General features: G+C 67.8%; 17 protein-coding genes. 9 read left to right on the forward strand and 8 right to left on the reverse strand.

Features of this window, described 5'->3' with window-relative positions; translation table 11 throughout:
• Positions 1-2: 2 nt before the first annotated feature.
• Both E1166_RS11805 and E1166_RS11810 read left to right on the forward strand, forming a co-directional pair.
• Positions 3-1,886, forward strand: coding sequence for a DUF262 domain-containing protein (locus E1166_RS11805; protein WP_207914181.1), 1,884 nt, complete (start codon positions 3-5; stop codon positions 1,884-1,886).
• Between the two features lie 54 nt (positions 1,887-1,940).
• Positions 1,941-2,825 carry a hypothetical protein gene (locus E1166_RS11810; protein WP_132338412.1) on the forward strand — a complete coding sequence of 295 codons (885 nt, stop codon included), beginning with the start codon at positions 1,941-1,943 and terminating at the stop codon, positions 2,823-2,825.
• A gap of 7 nt (positions 2,826-2,832) precedes the next feature.
• Here E1166_RS11810 and E1166_RS11815 read toward each other — a convergent pair whose 3' ends face one another.
• From E1166_RS11815 to pglX, 6 genes are all read right to left on the reverse strand, one after another.
• A complete protein-coding gene (locus tag E1166_RS11815) occupies positions 2,833-3,864 on the reverse strand; it encodes a hypothetical protein (protein WP_132338414.1) in 1,032 nt (343 codons plus the stop codon).
• Positions 3,865-3,875: 11 nt separating this feature from the next.
• A complete protein-coding gene (locus E1166_RS11820) occupies positions 3,876-4,217 on the reverse strand; it encodes a hypothetical protein (RefSeq protein WP_132338416.1) in 342 nt (113 codons plus the stop codon).
• The gene (locus tag E1166_RS11825; protein WP_243710308.1) at positions 4,214-6,436 is read right to left on the reverse strand and encodes an EAL domain-containing protein; all 2,223 of its coding nucleotides are present in this window, start codon (positions 6,434-6,436) and stop codon (positions 4,214-4,216) included. The genes E1166_RS11820 and E1166_RS11825 overlap by 4 nt, the downstream gene beginning before the upstream one ends.
• A gap of 81 nt (positions 6,437-6,517) precedes the next feature.
• Positions 6,518-7,225, reverse strand: coding sequence for a hypothetical protein (locus E1166_RS11830; RefSeq protein WP_132338418.1), 708 nt, complete (start codon positions 7,223-7,225; stop codon positions 6,518-6,520).
• Positions 7,226-7,344: 119 nt separating this feature from the next.
• On the reverse strand, positions 7,345-8,589 hold the full coding sequence (locus E1166_RS11835; protein ID WP_132338420.1) for a hypothetical protein: 1,245 nt from the start codon (positions 8,587-8,589) through the stop codon (positions 7,345-7,347).
• A gap of 52 nt (positions 8,590-8,641) precedes the next feature.
• Positions 8,642-12,232 carry a BREX-2 system adenine-specific DNA-methyltransferase PglX gene (pglX, locus tag E1166_RS11840; protein ID WP_132338422.1) on the reverse strand — a complete coding sequence of 1,197 codons (3,591 nt, stop codon included), beginning with the start codon at positions 12,230-12,232 and terminating at the stop codon, positions 8,642-8,644.
• Positions 12,233-12,388: 156 nt separating this feature from the next.
• Between pglX and E1166_RS11845 the strand changes: the two genes are divergently transcribed.
• The 5 genes from E1166_RS11845 to E1166_RS11865 are packed head-to-tail and all read left to right on the forward strand — an operon-like array spanning position 12,389 to position 14,491.
• Positions 12,389-12,688, forward strand: coding sequence for a hypothetical protein (locus E1166_RS11845; protein WP_132338424.1), 300 nt, complete (start codon positions 12,389-12,391; stop codon positions 12,686-12,688).
• A 25-nt stretch (positions 12,689-12,713) separates the two neighbouring features.
• On the forward strand, positions 12,714-13,442 hold the full coding sequence (locus tag E1166_RS11850; RefSeq protein ID WP_132338426.1) for a hypothetical protein: 729 nt from the start codon (positions 12,714-12,716) through the stop codon (positions 13,440-13,442).
• A 7-nt stretch (positions 13,443-13,449) separates the two neighbouring features.
• Entirely contained in the window at positions 13,450-13,896 is a 447-nt protein-coding gene (locus E1166_RS11855) for a YbaB/EbfC family nucleoid-associated protein (protein WP_132338428.1), read from the forward strand.
• Positions 13,893-14,249 carry a YbaB/EbfC family nucleoid-associated protein gene (locus E1166_RS11860; RefSeq protein ID WP_132338430.1) on the forward strand — a complete coding sequence of 119 codons (357 nt, stop codon included), beginning with the start codon at positions 13,893-13,895 and terminating at the stop codon, positions 14,247-14,249. Before E1166_RS11855 ends, E1166_RS11860 begins: the two co-directional genes overlap by 4 nt.
• Positions 14,246-14,491 carry a hypothetical protein gene (locus tag E1166_RS11865; RefSeq protein ID WP_132338432.1) on the forward strand — a complete coding sequence of 82 codons (246 nt, stop codon included), beginning with the start codon at positions 14,246-14,248 and terminating at the stop codon, positions 14,489-14,491. Before E1166_RS11860 ends, E1166_RS11865 begins: the two co-directional genes overlap by 4 nt.
• A 39-nt stretch (positions 14,492-14,530) precedes the next feature.
• Here E1166_RS11865 and E1166_RS11870 read toward each other — a convergent pair whose 3' ends face one another.
• Positions 14,531-14,770, reverse strand: a complete 240-nt coding sequence (locus E1166_RS11870; protein WP_132338434.1) for a winged helix-turn-helix domain-containing protein — start codon at positions 14,768-14,770, stop codon at positions 14,531-14,533.
• Between the two features lie 304 nt (positions 14,771-15,074).
• On the opposite strand from E1166_RS11870, the gene E1166_RS31965 reads away from it, so the two are divergent.
• Both E1166_RS31965 and E1166_RS11880 read left to right on the forward strand, forming a co-directional pair.
• Positions 15,075-15,353, forward strand: a complete 279-nt coding sequence (locus E1166_RS31965) for a DivIVA domain-containing protein (RefSeq protein WP_243710309.1) — start codon at positions 15,075-15,077, stop codon at positions 15,351-15,353.
• Positions 15,350-15,652 carry a hypothetical protein gene (locus tag E1166_RS11880; RefSeq protein WP_243710310.1) on the forward strand — a complete coding sequence of 101 codons (303 nt, stop codon included), beginning with the start codon at positions 15,350-15,352 and terminating at the stop codon, positions 15,650-15,652. Before E1166_RS31965 ends, E1166_RS11880 begins: the two co-directional genes overlap by 4 nt.
• Positions 15,653-15,672: 20 nt before the next feature.
• Here the strand turns inward: E1166_RS11880 and E1166_RS11885 are convergent.
• The coding region (locus E1166_RS11885) for a DUF559 domain-containing protein (protein WP_243710311.1) at positions 15,673-16,621 on the reverse strand (949 nt) is incomplete at its 5' end.

Here is a 16,621-nt window from a genome sequence, read left to right on the forward strand (position 1 = left end):
GCGTGCGTTTCGACCCGTACGCGCCCCACCAGGAAGGCGTGTTGCTGGCGGTGGATGCCAACACCTACTCACTGAAGCAGATCCTCACGCAGGATCGCCGGTACGTCATTCCCACGTTTCAGCGCGACTACGAATGGACTCTCGAGGGTCAGTGGCAGTTACTCTTCGACGACCTCGCGGAAACCGCCGACCGTCTGTTCCAGGCGCGCCAGCAGGCGGCAGCCAGTGGCGATCCGCTGGCCAAGGCTGACAAGAAGGTGCCACCCCATTTCCTCGGTGCGATCGTCTGCGATCAGCTGGCCGCCGCGGTTGGCGGGCTCGACCTCCGAGCCGTGATCGACGGCCAACAGCGGCTGACGACCGTTCAGCTCGTTCTACGGGGTGTGTTGGACGTGCTGATGGAACACGACTCACCTCGTGCCAGGCAGGTCCGCCGGCTGCTGGAGAACCATCCCGACATCGTCGACTCACCCGAGGAACGGCACAAGCTCTGGCCGCGCCGTAAGGACCGTGAGGTGTGGCCGGTGGCGATGGCTGACATCCTCCCCGACAAAGGCGACCACCTCTATCTGCAGGCACGCCGCTACTTTTCTCAAAGAACACGTGCGGCGGTACAGGATGAACCAGAGCACCTCGATGTTCTCGTCGACGCATTGCTCGACCTGTTCAAACTGGTCGTCATCGACCTCGAGGACAACGACGACGCCCAGGTCATCTTCGAGGTTCTCAATGGACGGCAGACTCCCCTCTCCGCCGCCGACCTGGTGAAGAACCTACTCTTCCTTCGCGGGGAACTTTGCGATGAGAAGGAGTTGGAGAAGGTCTACGACACCTATTGGGCACCGTTCGACGAGCAGTGGTGGAAGGCGGAGGTCGGGCGGGGGCATGCCCAGCGCGGCCGTCGAGACGTACTGCTCTCGGGATGGCTCACCGCCGTTTCCAGGTCGGAGGCGAGCGTCAGCCACCTTTACAGCCAGGTCCGGGGTTACCTGGACCGCGCGGATCGCAAGACGGTGGACGTGTTGGCCGAGCTACACGGCTTCGGACGGGCGTACCGGGTGGTCGTCGGTGCCGAGCCCGCCGAGTCGGAGACGCTTCGGCGGTCGTACCAGCGACTCGACACTCTGGGCATCACCACCGCCACCCCACTGCTGATGTGGCTGCGCACGCTGCCGCCCGACCACCTCACGGCGCGCAGCCATGCGCTGGTGGTGCGCGCCGTCGAATCCTGGGTCGTCCGAAGGCTGCTGGTCGGTGCCAACACCCGCGGCTACGGCAAGGTGTTCGTCGACGTACTGCGGGCTGCGACCGACCAGGCGCCGGCCGACCACGCGCTGATCGTCGACGCCGCGCTACGGGTGCTGCGCGGTGTGGACAACACGCTCTGGCCGGACGACGACGAACTGGTGAAGGCGTTCGCCACCCGCAAGTTCTACGGAAACCTCACCCAGGAGCGGATCCGCCTGGTGCTCGGCGCGATCGACCAGCACCTGCAGGAGTCCAACCCGAAGACCGAGCCGGCCACCTTCCAGTACGAGAAGTTGCAGATCGAGCACGTCATGCCCAGGCAGTGGCGGCAGCACTGGCCGTTGCACTCAGCAGACGACGCCGGCCAACTCATCGAGGCGCAGCGCCGGGACGAGGCGATCCACCGGATCGGCAATCTCACTCTGGTCACGCCGACGTTCAACGGTTCCGTGTCCAACGCTGGTTGGGCGGTGAAGCGGCCTGCCTTCGCCGAGCAGTCCAAGCTCCAGATCAATGGTTCCATCGCCGTGCGCGAGGCGTGGTCTGTCGAGGCGATCGACGAGCGAGGCGGAACGCTGGCGAGGTTGGCAGCCGAGGTGTGGCCCCGTTTCTCCCTTCCTGAGGCTAGCTCGGAGTAGCCGATCGCTGACAGGATGGCTATTGGCTGCTCTCGGATGGAAGGTGGTCGCAGCATGACGCGTGGATCGTCCTCCCGACCGGCAGATCAGGTGTCGCCTCGACGGCAGAATGTCAACGCGCTCGCGATCACCCTGATCGGCGTGCTCGCGGCAGGGTGGATGACCTACCTGTTCGCGCCCTCCGTCAAGCAGCACGAGGATGACGCGACCGACCCGATGAAGCTGGGCGAGGCGGCTTTCCACATCACGGTCCGGGAGTCGTTCCGCGAGGACGCCGACGGCACCACCTGGGTCTTCCCGGCGGAGCTACCGGTGGAGACGTTCTCGTTCCTCAATGCCCGGCCGACCGCGGGGTCCAGCCAGGGGATCGCCGAACATGAGAAGGCGAAAAGCGAGCGCCTCGCCGAGCTCGGTGGCGTACGGGTGAGCTCGCTCTGCTACCCGGACTGTGTCTCCGTGTCGCGGTACCGGGTGACCCTGACCGGAAATCGGAAGCAGCCGGTGCACATCGAGTCGATGCGGGCCCGGATCCGGTCGGAGCGGGCGGCACCGGCCGGGACGCTGCTGGTGATCCCTCGCCAGGGCGGCGGGCCCGTCGACGTGGTCCACATCGACCTGGACTCCCCGAACAAGGACGCCCTCACCGCCGACCGGGAGGGCAAGCCGACCGGCCGGGTCTTCACCGATGTGGAGAACCGGTTCGCCGGGGAGGGGGAGCCGCTGGTCTTCGAGGTCGTCGGCGCGACCCGACGGCCGGTTCTGTACGAGTGGGAGCTGGTGCTGGAGGTGACCCAGGACGGTCGCCGGGAGACGGTGGTCGTCAACCTGGAATCGGGTGATCCGTTCCGCACCGTCGGCTGGCGCGCGGTGCCGAAGTACGGCGTCACGTACGGGCGCGACACCAGCGGCTCCTCGACCATCGTCGAGCTGGCGCGGTGACCGGCGATCACGGGCGCCCCGCGTAGTACACGGAGGCGACCTCGTGCGGCTGAGCGGCAGCACCATCGCCACTGGCCAGATCGATGACCCGTACCGTCCAGTACGGTTCCGTCCGGGACATCAGGGGGTCGTCCGGTCCCTGCACGACAATGCCCCGCCCGCCGCAGTGGTATCGCGCGGTGAGCTGGTCGGGCAGCAGCGGGTGTGGGCCGCCACCGCCCCACCGCGCCGTGCACCTGGCGCCGTCCCGCAGTTCGATCAGCAGCGGGTTACGCCGTTCCTCCGACGGTGGGTTGGTGGTGGCCAGCGCCTTGCGCGCTCCGTACCGGAACAGACGGTTGCTGCCCGGCGTCCCGCAGAGTAGCTTCGTGCGGTCCGCCTCGATCCAGCAGGCCTGCGCGCCGAGGGTGAAGGGCAGGCACGAGACAATGTCCGGTGCGGTCGCCGAAAAGGCGGGAGAGCACCGGTCCGCCCGGTGCTCCGCGCTCAGATCGGTGACGTGGTAGCCCGCAGCCGGTGCGCCGTCGCGGGTCACCGGCGCGAACTGGACAACCTGGGTGCCGGCCCCCGGGTTCCGGATGCCAGCGGCGCCGCTCAGCTCCATGCACGCCGCGCTGGCCGTCAGGTCACTCTCGCTGGAGGTGGTGGCGCAGACCACGTCGTCTCCCTGCTGCGGAGCGGGCGTGCAGACGGGAACGCCGGCCCCTTCGCGGCAGCCCCAGTACAACAGCGTGATTCCCGGCGACACGACCCCGGTCAGCGAGAGAGCCCGTAGGGGTTTGTCCGGCTCCTGCATCACCCGGACCACGGGCAGGCACTCGCCGAGCGCCGCCACCTCGACGCAGCCCCCTTCCCGCTTCCCCTCGACGGAGATCTCGGCGGAGGACGAGGTGAAGACCACCCGGACGGGCAGCAGCCCGGGTTGCCGCAGGTCGCGCAGGAAGCGGACGCCGAGACCACCGCCCACCCCGACGAGGACGACAACCAGGAACAGCACCAGCGGGCGCGGCCGCCCCGAACCCGTACCTGACAGTCGCACTGCTGCCTCCCTCACCGAGAACGAGCGCGCCCGCCTTCTTCGTCGAACAGCGGTGCGAGCTGTTTGAGCAGGGCCGCTGTGCTCACGTTGCGGGGCAGGTCGAGTTTGAGATCGATGTCCGGCCCTTTGACCGTCAACACGACGGACTGACGCTCGTCACGCAGTCGCCAGTTCCTGATCGCGGTGGCCAGCGCGCCCAGCTGCGGTTGCAACGTCGCCAGGGTGGCGAGGTTCGCCAGTACGCCGACGCCTTCGATGGCGAGCGTGACGGCGGAGATGTCCCGAACGCCCTCGTAGGGCAGCGCGAGTTCGTCGATCACCTCCGGGGGAAGCAGCAGTTTGACGCTGGTCATTTCTCGCCTCTCGTCAACGATGCGATCCGTTCCTGAACAGTCCGGTCCAGTGGACGTAGGGTCGTCGAGGCGACCGCGCCACTGAAATGTCCCTGCACGTGGTGGATGCCGAGGTCGTAGATCTGCCGCAGGCTCACCGGCGCTTCGTCGTCGTAGCCCTCGACGATGACCGCCCGTGGCTGAGGCGCGTGCCCCTGGTCGCTGGCGTACCGGGCCACCCGCGCCACCAGCGCCAACTCCTCGACCGCCAGGGGATGGTGCAACACGGCCCGGTCGACCTTGATCTGGGTGAGCCGTAGCTCCGCCATCCGGGCCAGCGACGCGTGTCCCACGCCGAAGTCGTCCACCGCGAAGTTGATGCGCAGCTCCCGGGAGAGCTCGGTGAGCCGCCGGTGGAAATACACCAGGGGTTCCTGCGGCCATTGTTCGCCCGGCCCCGGCGTGATCGGATCCTGCTCGGAGATCTCGAGGGTCAGGGTCCGTGGGTTGACCTCCGCCTCGACGAGCGCCTTGCGCACCTGATGCAGGTACGAGTCGCTGAGCAGTGAGCGGACCGCGACGTTGACCGACAGCGGCTTGGTGCCCTGCCACTCGGCGGCGGCGTCCGCCTCGGCGTACGAGTGGATCGCCTTGGACAGGAGAACCGCGTCACGTTCGATGATGAAGCGGTCGCCCCAGTCGTACGCCATCCACAGCGCCGCCAGTGGCGCGCGCAGTTCCCGGTCGTTGCGGCGGGCCAGGGCCTCGAAGCTCTGGATGCTCACCCCGGAGGCGCGCAGATCCAGTTCCACCACGGGCTGGAACACCATGATCATCGACTCGACGAGCTTCTGGTAGAGGCTGAAGGCGTACTCGTACAGGGTCGTCGGCAAGCGCCCGAAGGCGGTGCGCAGCGCGGTGAGCACGGCCATCTCCGCCTGCACCGGATCCTTGAAGGGGTCGGAGTCCCAGACCGCCCGCAGCATCACCGCCAGCGGCTCTCCCATGTCGAGCTGGGCCAGGCCCGGGTCGACCACCGTGAGGGCCAGCGTCCGCTCGTCGGCGTAAGAGAGGGGGACGCAGAGCATCCGGCGCCGGGCACCGTGGGAGACCACGTGCCCGGGTATGGAGGTGCGGTGCTGCAGCGCCTCGACCGCCGCAGCTTCGAGCATCGGCCGCAGGGTCTCCTTGTCGAACCGGATCGTCGCGTTGAGCACGGCGAAGTCGGTGCCGGTGAATTCCACGACCGCGGCGGAGTCCGCGTGGAGGGCGTGGCAGAGGAGCTCAACCCGGTCGGCGTGGCCACCCTGCTGGTCGTGGTGCGGCGGCCGGTTGTCGCGGCGGAACATCCGGCCGAGCAGTTGCGTGATCGAGTTGCTCTGGTCCTCCAGCGGGTTCTTGCAGGGGCGGGTGGTGCCGGGGTTCGCCGGCGCGTTGAGCGCCTGCCGCTCGTGCCGGGACAGCGGCGGCTGGGTCAGCACGGTGCTGGGCCCGTACGTGCGTACCCACTGCACCGGTGGCGGTTCAATGCCCTGGTCGGCCACGAAGGCAGCCATCTGCGCGAACGACACCCGGCGGGCCTCGTCGGCCGCTTCTCCCCGCAGCGCCCGCAGCACCTCGTGGGTCAGCACCCCGTGCCCATGCTCGGCGCTCTCCCGCGCCACCTGGCCCCTGGGGCAGGCCAGTAGGGCGCTGTGCCGGTCGACCTGGGTGCGGTACGTCTGCATCGCCGCCGCGTGCCGCCGGTCGGCGTCGGCGTAGATGCCCGCCTGGCAGCAGTCGAGGACCAGGAACGAGGTGCCCGCGAACGCCTCGAAGATGTCACGTTGGAGGAACGACATCCGCAGCCCGTTGTCCGGCTCACGAGGCAGCCGCTCGGGGTCGAGGTCGGCGGTGACCAGGTAGGCGTCGAGCTGGTCGTTCCACTGCGGTACGAGGGTGTGACCGGCGAAGTAGACCAGCAGCACGTCCGAGGGCCCGGAGCTGAGGACGACCTCCCGCAGAAACGCCTTGATGTCCCGTGAGGTGGCCTCGGCGCCGGAGAACACCTTGACGTTGCCGTCGTCGAAGGTGCCGTAGTCCTCGTCGAGGAGCACGCCCCGCAGGGCCTGCACGTCACTTTCCGCGTACCGCAGGTCCGGCAGTTGCCGGTCGTAACCGCACTGGTTGACTCCGATAAGGACAGCCTGTCGCTTACTCGGCGCCATCGCACCCCCGGAGGCGATCGGTCGCGTCGTCACCGCGCGAATCCATCTCAACGCTGCAGGTGACAGTAGCGGCTACCCGGCGGTCACCGATCTGAGCAGCGAGTCAGATATCCGTCACGCTACGGGGCCCGGGGTGACGCGCCCGCGACGCACCGGCCGCTCGTACCGCCAGATCTCGTGATCGAGCGCGGTGGGCGACACGTCGAGACGTTCGGCAGCCTGCATGACCAGCGTGACCGCCTCCGCCGGTGCGATGCGGTCCCGCCCGAGGGCACGCGCCACGAACCGGCAGATCATGCGGTCCGGCTTGACGCCGGGCAGGCGGGCCAGCATCAGCAGGTAGTGCCAGGAGACGCCGGAACGCTGCCCGGGCAGGGCCAGCCACGCACGTTTCACCCGGGCCTCGTCTGGCCCGGTCGCCACGGTACGAAGATCCTTGACTGTCTCGATCCCGGCCTCGGACAGCGCTTCTGCTGCCTGGTAGACCGCTTCGGCCTTCCGCACCGCGCCCGGCCGGGTCGACACCCGCTGCTGGTTCCTCAACCGATCCGCGAACCGGTCCGGCCCACCGGCCAGCCTGACGTGCTGGAGCAGGTCGGACGCCCCGTCCCGGTCGGCGTTGCCGCCTTCGGCACGACGACACTCCCGATAACGGCTCACCACATTCTTCACGGCTTCGTACCGCACGCCGATGGACCAGATGGCGTCCAGGACGCACAGGGCGAGACTGTCGGGGTAGCCGGACGGCATCGGCCGCCACGTGTCGGGCGAGCCGAGCACCTCCCGCACCGAAACCGCCAGCCGCTCACCGTCAGGCGTCATGTAAGCCTCCCTGTTCACGTCAGTCCGAGGTGTGCGTGGGCTCAATCCGCCCGCCTCCAGCAGCGACCCAGGTGACCGCGAACCACATCGCCGAGCCAATGTGGCTGACGGTCGCCCACTCAGTCTTGCTCGTCGTCCCCGCGCCGACGAAGCGCTCGCTGGGCGATCCGGTTGGAGAGCTTGCCGGTCGCTGATTTGGCCCGGCCGAGGGTCTCGTTGCCGAGGCGCCTGGCGGCGCCAACGCCGTCTGCTCCTGTCTCGAGCGCCTTGTCCCGCACCTCCTTGGCCGCGTCCGCCCATCGTCTCGCCTCCGACGACTGGCGAGCGCCTTCGATCCCGAGCCGGCCGTGGAAGTCGACGACGGCGGTCGAGACATGGTTGCTCGCCTGTACCACGGCCGGGGAGTCCATCGGGTTCAGCAACACCTTGGTGTTGGCCCTGTCGGCAGCCGCACCCATGCGGGCCATCAGGCGCTCGGTGCATCGTGAGATGAGTTCCAGCCGGTTCTGCCGGGCAGTCTTCAGGCCGAGGCGATGCTCGTCCAACTCTCCCGGAGAGGTATCCAGCACCCGGTCGAGTTCGAGCACGGCGATGGCGTCCTGCAGTTGGAAGCAGCGCGCCAGGACAGCGAGCCACTCCTGCGTCTTCGCCTCTGCTTCCTTGGCCGCCTTGGCGAGATCACCGATCTTGGTTTTGCGCTCCAGCTTTTCTGCGAGTGCGTCGAGTTGACGCAACGCGTACGCCTGGGTCCGCGCAATCGTCGTCGACGTGGCCTGCACCTTCGACCACGTGACCTCGGAGACCCGGCCCACCTGCTCTCGGATGGTCATGGCCTCCTCGATGACGAAGCCAACCCCGACCATGTCCGCCAGCACCGCGTCCTTCTGGGCGCGGAGCACGTCGTCGATTTTCTCGTCGATCGTGGCGAGGTAGTCGGTGATGTCGTCCATGGCCTGCTGCATCGCCAGCTGTGCCATGAGCCCGGCTGCACCGGCCAGGAGCGCAGGGTTGGACAAGAACGCTCCGGGGCCACCCTTCACGAACTGAAGGTTCTTGGCGAACTGGCCGTTGGGTGCCCGCAGCGCGGCATGGACGTTGCCGGAGGACGAGTTCGTGACCAGCGGAAGCTTCGACGCGGCCCGCGCGGACTCCTCGGTCAGCTTCATCCAGCGGCCTGAGTGGGCGGCGATCTCGGAACCTGCCTGTGCGACTCCCGCAGCCCTTCCGAGGGCAGGTCCGAGCCGATGCAGCCCGAGATCCTTCGACGGCAGCCCCTCGGAGATTAGAAATCGTTCGACAGCCATCGGATCGCCGATGACGGCCAATCCGTCGCCGTCACTGATGAGCTGAATCTCGTTGTCCATCGTCACCTCCTGACGGTGCGGGCAGGGTGAACAGCGACGCCTTCGGCTCTGTTCACTGCTTCGCCTTGCGACCTCGGGTGGTTTTCGGTGGGCGCCACGACGTGAGCGCCTCGTCGGTCAGGTGCAGCCGGTTGGTGGTCTCGGCGAGGAAACCGTCGTAAATCTCCGCCGGCGACGACCCCCACTCGGGGTCGAACTCGCCGTGCCACTGGCGTACCCAGGGCAGGATCTCCCGCAGCCCGGCGACCAGCGGCACCAGCCGCTCGGCGGGCCAGCCGTCCTCCTGCTCGCGGGCGACGATCAGGGTGGCCAGCGCCTGGGCCTGTTCGCGGTGGTCCCAGCCGGCCCAGCCGACCAGCAGCGACGGGTCACCGTCGCGGCTGGCTCCCGGGTACGACACGAACCGTTCCTTGGGCACGTCGAGCTTGCCCCGGTGCTTCCAGTAGCTGCCCTTGACGAAGTCCGCCGAGGTGTACTTCGGCGGCACCGGGATCTGCTTGCGGAACTCCCGCTTCGCCGCCTCGTCGGGCAGCGCGTCCTCGGCGCGTTGCAGGTCCCACACCTGCTCCCAGTCGGCCCGCTTGACCAGGCCGGAGTCCTTGTAGCGCAGCGCGGCCAGGTGCGGCACGTGCTCGTCGGCGACCAGGTCGGCGATCACCTTGCCGAGATCCTGACCGGGCGCGTAGAGGTTGGCGACGGTGAGCACGTCGTCGTCGCGGAGCAGCTCGTCGGCGAGCTGGGCGGTGGTCAGCGGGCGCGGCTGCTCTAGCCCGTCGACGTGGTGGTACCACAGCTCGCGCGCCTCGCACCGGTCCAGCAGCCAGTCCCGCAGCGCCTTGGCCTGCATCTTGTCCCAGCCCTCGGTGGCCCAGCGCCGCTTGCACTCGGGTCGCTCGATCAGCCCGATGTTGCGGTTGGACTCGATGAGCGCGATCCGCCGCTGCACGACCGCCTTGTACTCCTCCGACCAGTGCGCCGGCAGCTCCGTGATCGGCGTCGACCCGTGCCGGGCGAACCACTGCGTTTCCAGGCCCTCGTCGCGCATCTTGCGGGCGAGCACGATCTCGAACGCCCGCTCCCCCAGCGCCAGCATCGGCGGCCGGACGCTTTCCGGCGCGGTCAGGTCCTCGTCGAGGAGCCCGTAGAGCGAGTAGACCTGCCAGTCCAACTCCTCCTGGAGGCAGATCATCTGGCCCCGGGTGGCGTGCCACTCGTAGGCGGCGGCGTCCAGCCGGTCACGGGTGGGCACCCCGGAGGCCGCGACCGCCGCCGGGGTCACCGTGGCGAGCCGCTGCGCCAGGCCGTCGATCTCCCGACTCAGTTCAAGGGGGTACGCCAGCGGCAGCGGAAACTCCTGCAACTTGGTGCCGGTGAACTCGTAGAATCGTTCCCACTCCTGGCTCTTAAATCCCTCATTGACGCCCTGGCTGCCCTTGTCATGGCTGACCTGCTTGAGCCAAAAGCAGGCGGTCGAACTGTTTAGCACCCCGAGCAGCCGCAGGTGATCGTCCTCCGAGGCTCCCTCCGGCAACTTGATCACTGGTGCCGTCCGTGTGGATGCCCGATGCTCGCGATCTAGCACGAAATGGGCATGCGTGGCAACGAAGGCGAATCGCAATGCCCACGGGTGTGCATTGCGATCGGCAGGAAGCTGGTGCCATTCCCACCAGGCTCGGCCAACGCTGAGGTAAGTCCCGCCACCAAATGTGCTGCGACGCCAAAGCTCGGCTCTCAAAGGCCACATGTGGCGCACGAACAGGGGATCAAGATCTTGATAGCGAAGGAGCACTGCGAAGTCGCCGTATGGCATCGCCATCAGGTCATACTCGGCCGCGCTCCAGTCACGAACTTGATCACCTTTGTTCGACTTTCGCCCGTGCAGCCTCCCGGCACGACGAGCTAGTGGACCCGAGCTAGGAAGGGTGAATGCGTCATCGGCATGGGTGTCGCCGAAGAAGCCAATCCGGGTGGACTCTTCCTTCAATCGATCACCAGACAGACGTTCGATGTCCTCTACAAGCTCCAAGCCGCCGGCCTGCAGGATCCAAGGATAGCGGTTAAAGTAGCGGTTTCGCTCCAGATCGTCGACAGCCACCCATGCGCTAACCGAGCCAGGCTGATCAATCTGTTCGACTATGGCGCGCCAGACAAAACCGTCGCTTGCCGGATCAGGGGCACTGGGTTCACCTCGCACGCTACGGACCGCACGAACCGACACAGAGTGCCCGTGCCTTTTAGGCCGTCCGACCAGGATAATCGTTGGCGTGCCATGACCAGGGACGTAAGCCCCTGAGGTATCTACGACATGCGTGAAATCGACCTCGGTAGCGAAGAAGGGTTTGATCAGCGGTTGGCCGAACTCCCGCTTCATGAAGGCGTTTGCCGTGATTTGGCCGACGAAGCCCGCATTGCGGCCGTCAGCCCCTGATCTTGACGCGAGTTGAAAGAAGCGTTGCGCGAAAGGGATAGTCAGTGAATAGCCGCCGGAACATGCGTCGTAGATTTCGCGGTACAGCTTGTTCAAGGCCCTGTCGCTGACGGTGATGTAAGGCGGGTTGCCGACCACCACGTGGTAGCGACCTTGTTCCAGGATGCCTGGATGCTCGCCAACGTCTTCGGTCGCGTAATGAAACTGCGCTAGCTCGTCTGAACCACCGAAGAGGTCAAGTTGACGGTGCTTGATCAGTGAGTCGCCGACCGCTAGGTGCATCGGGAAGACGTATCCGGCCGAGTCGGCGAGGGTCTTGATGTTGCTGGCGCGGAGGGCGGCTACCAGGAGGCGGAAACGGGCGATGGCTACCGCGAAGGGGTTGATGTCGACGCCGTGCACCGCGTCGAGGGCGAGGCGTACCCACTCCTGGGGGTCGCGGTTGGGGGCGTGCTGCTCCCACTCCTTCAGCAGCCGGTGGAAGGCGCCGAGAACGAAGTGGCCGGAGCCGCAGGTGGGGTCGATCATCTTGACCACGTCGTGGCCGAACTCGTCGATCGCCGGGGTCAGGGTCAGGTCGAGGATGAACTCCTCGACGAACTCCGGCGTCTGGAGCAGCGCGTACGTCTTGCGGGCCGCCTCGGAGAGGTCCTGGTAGAGGTCGCCGAGGAAGCGGGTGTCCCACTCCGGGTCGGTGAAGTCGTGGACCAGTTCGCCGGTTTCGCCGCGCCGCCGCCAGAAGGCGATCAGGTTCTTCGCCTCGTCGTGCGACAGCGGGATCTGGTAGAGCGGGTTGTGCCGGTTGTCGAACAGTGACCTACCGGCTTGGGTGCTGGCGATGGCGTCGAAGCCCTGGTGCAGCCAGTCGCGCAGGGTCTGGTCGGGGTGGTCGCGGAAGAACTGCGCCTCGGCCTCCTCGGCGAGGACCAGGCGGTCCCCCGGGCCGGCCAGGTACGGGTCGGGCAGCAGACCGTTGTCCTCGCAGAAGCGTACGAACACGGTGCCGAGCACCCAGGCGACGGCGACCTGGGTCACCCGCTCGTCCCGCCAGGCCGCCCAGGTGGCGGCGGTACGCCCGACCTTGAAGGCGTGGTCGTACTCGCCACGCAGCTTGAGGCGCACCTCCTCGACCGACTCGGCCTGCTCCCGCAGGTCCTTCTCCAGGTTCTTGACCTGCTTCTGCAGGTCGGACAAGAGCAGCTTCCGGTCGATCACGCGATGACTCTAGCCGTCCCACCCTGCGGGCAGCGCCCTCCGGACAGGCCGAAAGAGGGGGCAAGCGGCGGCATTGACGGTCCCCACACGGAGCACCGTCACCGTTAAGGTGGTTGGCCGGTGACCCATCGTCCACGATCGTTCGGGAGTTGCGGCATGACGTCGATCGAGACCGAAACGCTGAAGCGCGCGGGCCAGACGTTCCAGGACGATGCCGCGATGGCGGCCGAGAAGCTCGTCGCCAAGCTCGAGACCATGTCCATGCCCCAGGAGGCGTTCCCCGTCTTCGCCTGGAACCTGACCGGCGATTACGAGACCCTGCGGCAGGGGGCGCTCGACGTCAGCCGCGCCCTGTTCCAGTCTCTCGACGCCATCGGCCAGGCCCTGTCGAACATCGCGAGCCACTACGAGCAGCAGGAACAGGTCCGCACCGACAACTTTACCTATCCGAACTGAGACGAGACAGGCACGGGGGCCGACAGTGAGCGACTCTTCCCTCTACAACGCGGGCAGGTACGGCGACGGAGACTCCACGGAGAACCTGTGGGTGCTCATCGGCGTACTCGGAACGGCGTTGGGTGCCTGCGTGCTGCCCACCGTCGGCGGGCCGGTGGTGGTCGCCGGGATAACGGTGATGACCGAGTTGAACGTCCGCACCCCCGACCCATGGGATCGGGGGTCGGAGTCCTGGAACGAGGTCAGCGACCTCTTCGCGCAGATCAAGAACCGGGCGACGCGGCTCAGCGCGGACGTCGACGGGCTGTGGGCGGATCGCGGTGCCGAAGCCTTCAAATCCTTCATGGCCGGGCACATCGAGCCCGCGCTGCAAGCCTTGAGCACTGCCGCCACTGCCATGCGGAACATGTGCGACAGCATGTGGTGGTCATTGCTGACCGTGCTCGCCGGGTATCTCACTTTCACGGCCACCGCGATCATCGCCTGCGCGAGCGCGTACGCCGCCGGTCCATACGCTCCCGCCGTCCAGTGGACGATCATCGGTGCGTGGGCAGGCGCTGCCATCGCCGCTATCGGCGTCTTCATCAGCTTCGCCCAGGGCCTGTGGGCGTCCGGCCAGAGCGTCAACGACGCGTTCAGCGAACTCAGCAACATGTTCGAGGAGAAGGCCGGTCGGCTCAACACCGAGACCCTCGCGCTTCCGCAGCAGTTGCGGGTGCGGATCGCCGAGCCGACCAACTGGGCCAAGGAGTAACAGACCTGTGGGCAGCACCGAAGACTTCCAGAATGCGGTCCGCGACGCCGAACGCTTCGCCTTCAACCCGCAGGCGCTGCAGGGGGTGGCGGATCAGGTGCAGATGATGACCGCACGCCTGCAGGAGGTCAGCGACGCACCCGTCGAGGGCGTGGACGACACCGGCCTGGTCACCGCCACCGTCAGCGGCGGCGCACTGCGGACGGTTGCCATCAGTGCCCACGCAATCCGCGATCTCTCCGCAGAGGAACTTGGCCAGGCTTGCCTGCAGGCGATTCAGCACGCGCGCCAGCGGGGCGGTCAACTCATCGCCGAGACGATGTCGGACATGTTCCCCGACCTGTCGGCATCGGCAACCGCCGACAATGGTCGGGCCGAGGGTCCCGACGACTCGTCGTACGAGGTCACCCAGGTGGCCGAGGCACTCCGTCGTGCTGCGCGGAAGGTCCGATGAATCCGGTTGAGCAGATCCGGCGTGATCTGTCCCAGGCGCTGGAGGCAACCGCGGAGTATGCCCTACGCGCTCCGCACGAGCGCTACGAGGCGACCTCCGACGACGGCGCGGTCACGGCGGTGGTGTCCGGCACTCGTGAACTCGTGGACATCGTCTTCAGTCCACGGGCCACCCGCGATATCGACAACCACACGCTCGGCGAAGACGTGGTCGAGGCGGTCCTCGCCGCGGAACGCCTCGCGACCGAGGCACAGCAGGCCGCGCTCGGCCATCTGACGGTGAACGGCCGGCGGATCGGTGACTTCAGCGACCCGCAGGCGTTCGTGCCGCGCATCGAGGACCTGAGGCGGTGACCATGAGACGAGAACGACCGCGGATTCTGTTCATCCTCGCCATCCAGCTGATCGCGGCAGCTGCGACGCTGCTGTTCGGGGTGTTGATCTGGCGACTCAGCTCGACCGATCGCCCCTCCGCAGCGTTCCTGATCAACTTCACCCTCGCGCTCATGCTGCTGCTGGCACTATTTGGCGCGATCATGATCTACCTGGGACGCAAGCGCAGGGCTGGCACCACCGACAACGACGCTAAGCGCTGAAGACACAGCGGCAGCCCTCGCCACCGCCGTGTCGCCGCATCAAGGCTCACGCATCCAGGTCTTCGGGTCGGTGACGAAGATGCCCTTGCCCTGATGCCGGCGGATGACGCGCAGGGCTTCGAGCCGCACGTAGACCATCTGGATCGTGGACGAGCTGACCCCGAAGCGGTCAGCCATGTCTGCGATCGACGGCAACTTTTCTCCTGGCTGGACCTTTCCGCTCCGCACGTCGCTAACGATCTCATCAGAGATCCGGATGTAGTCCGGTGTCTGTGGCATGGCACTCCTCGCGTGGCACGCCAATTTGATCACGACACGCACTCGCCAGACAACCAAGCGTTGCATCGACTCCACTTAGGCATATATGGTTGATCGCGAGCCGGTCCTCGCGTGGCAACGAGTTCGGCTCATCCCCCTGGTCGGGGCGGGTGCGCGTGCCCGTCCCGACCCACCGGACCGCTCCGCTGCCGTACCGCTGATCTCAGGCTGCGGCGGTGGGGCCGGCGGGTCGCGCGCGGCCGGCGTGCGCGCGGCCCGCCTTCCAGGCGACACACGGAACACCGACGCTCAGGAAAGGATCGACGTGGCCCAGGTGTACCGAGGTGGCCACCTCTACGGGGCCGGCCAACCGGCCCGGCTGACCGCGCACGAGGTACGCACCCGCACGTTCGCGCCGCGCCGCCGTGGCGTCGACCCCGACGAGGTACGCGCCTTCCAGTCCCGGGTCGCCGACGAGTTGGCCGGCCTGCACGACCAACTCCGCCTGCTCGTGCAGGAGAACGACCGGATCAAGCAGGCACTACGCGACTGGCAGACCCTGCACGCCCGGGAATGCCGGACGCCGAACGGCGGACACTGGTGAACGAGCGCCCCTCCCCCGGCGACCTGCTGATCGTCGACGGTGCGGCCTCGGTGCAGTTCGCCGGGGACCGCGCGCTGCGGATGCGGGTGGTGTCGGTCGGCGCGGACGAACCGTACCCGGGGTGGCTCTGGCTGACCGGGTACGTGCTCGACCGGCGCGACCAGGCCGTCGCCAAGCGGGAGATCTACGTCCAGCTCTCCGGCCTCCGGCTGGCAGCCACCGCCGGTCCACCCAAGCCACGTGGCCGATCACCCCGCCGGGGCGTACCCCGCACCACACGTGCCCGAGGGCGGTCGTAGGCACGGCACGGATCGCCGGATCAGGTGTTCCTGTCCGCGCGGCGGGTCGCGAGGATGGTCAGGGTCTCCCGGCGTACGTCGTCAGTTTCGTGCACCAAACGGCGGTGGGCGAAGCGGACCACCAGGATCCCGATGGTCGCCAGCAGGGCGTCCCGGCGCAGGTCGATCTCCCGTTGGCGCGGGTCGCCGTGGGTGGTGGCGCCGTCGAGTTCGATGTTGACCCGTTCCCGCTCGGCAAACATGTCCAGGTACATGGTGCGCCGCCCGACGCTCATCCGCACCTGGCGGCGGAACGCCGGCATTCCCGGGCCGGTGAAGACCTGCTCGTGGCCCCAGATCTCCAACGGGCTGCGGCAGCCCTCGGCGAGCCTGGTCAGCAGCGTCCGCAGGGCGGCCCGGTCGTCGAGTTTCGGCGCACCGTCCAGGGCGGTCGCCAGCCGTTCGGGGGTGGTCCGCCGGTCGTTGACCGCCCGGATCACCGGTGCCCGCCGGTCGGCGGGCGGCAGCATCGGCCACGAGTCGACCAGGGTCTGCTCCAGGCGGGTGACGGCCAGCCCCTGCCGGAGCACCACCTGCGGTGGCCCGAGGACGAGGCCCCGGCGTCGGTGCACCGCCACCCCGGGGCGGCTGCGCAGCCCGGCGGCCGGAGTGCTCAGGTGCACCAGGTCGCCGGCCGTGTCCGGGTGCAGCCCCCACACGGCGAGCGCGCTGAGGTGACTGAGCACACCCCGGCCCTCGGCCCAGGCGAGGGCGGCGCGGCGGCCCAGGGCCGGATCGAGCCGGCCGAGGGCGGGAGCGCCGGGTCCTGCGTCCAGCAGGTGCGCCGGCACGAACACCTGGGGCAGCACCCGCACCAGTTCGCCGTCGTGGCACGCCTGCCGCAGCGTCCACTCCGGCACGACCTGCCGGGCCACCGTACGGGTGACCAGCCCGCCGCCCCGCTCCACCAGCTCCCGCAGCACCCCGTTC

Origin of the sequence: Micromonospora sp. KC213, from assembly GCF_004348325.1 — a bacterium.
GTDB lineage: Bacteria > Actinomycetota > Actinomycetes > Mycobacteriales > Micromonosporaceae > Micromonospora.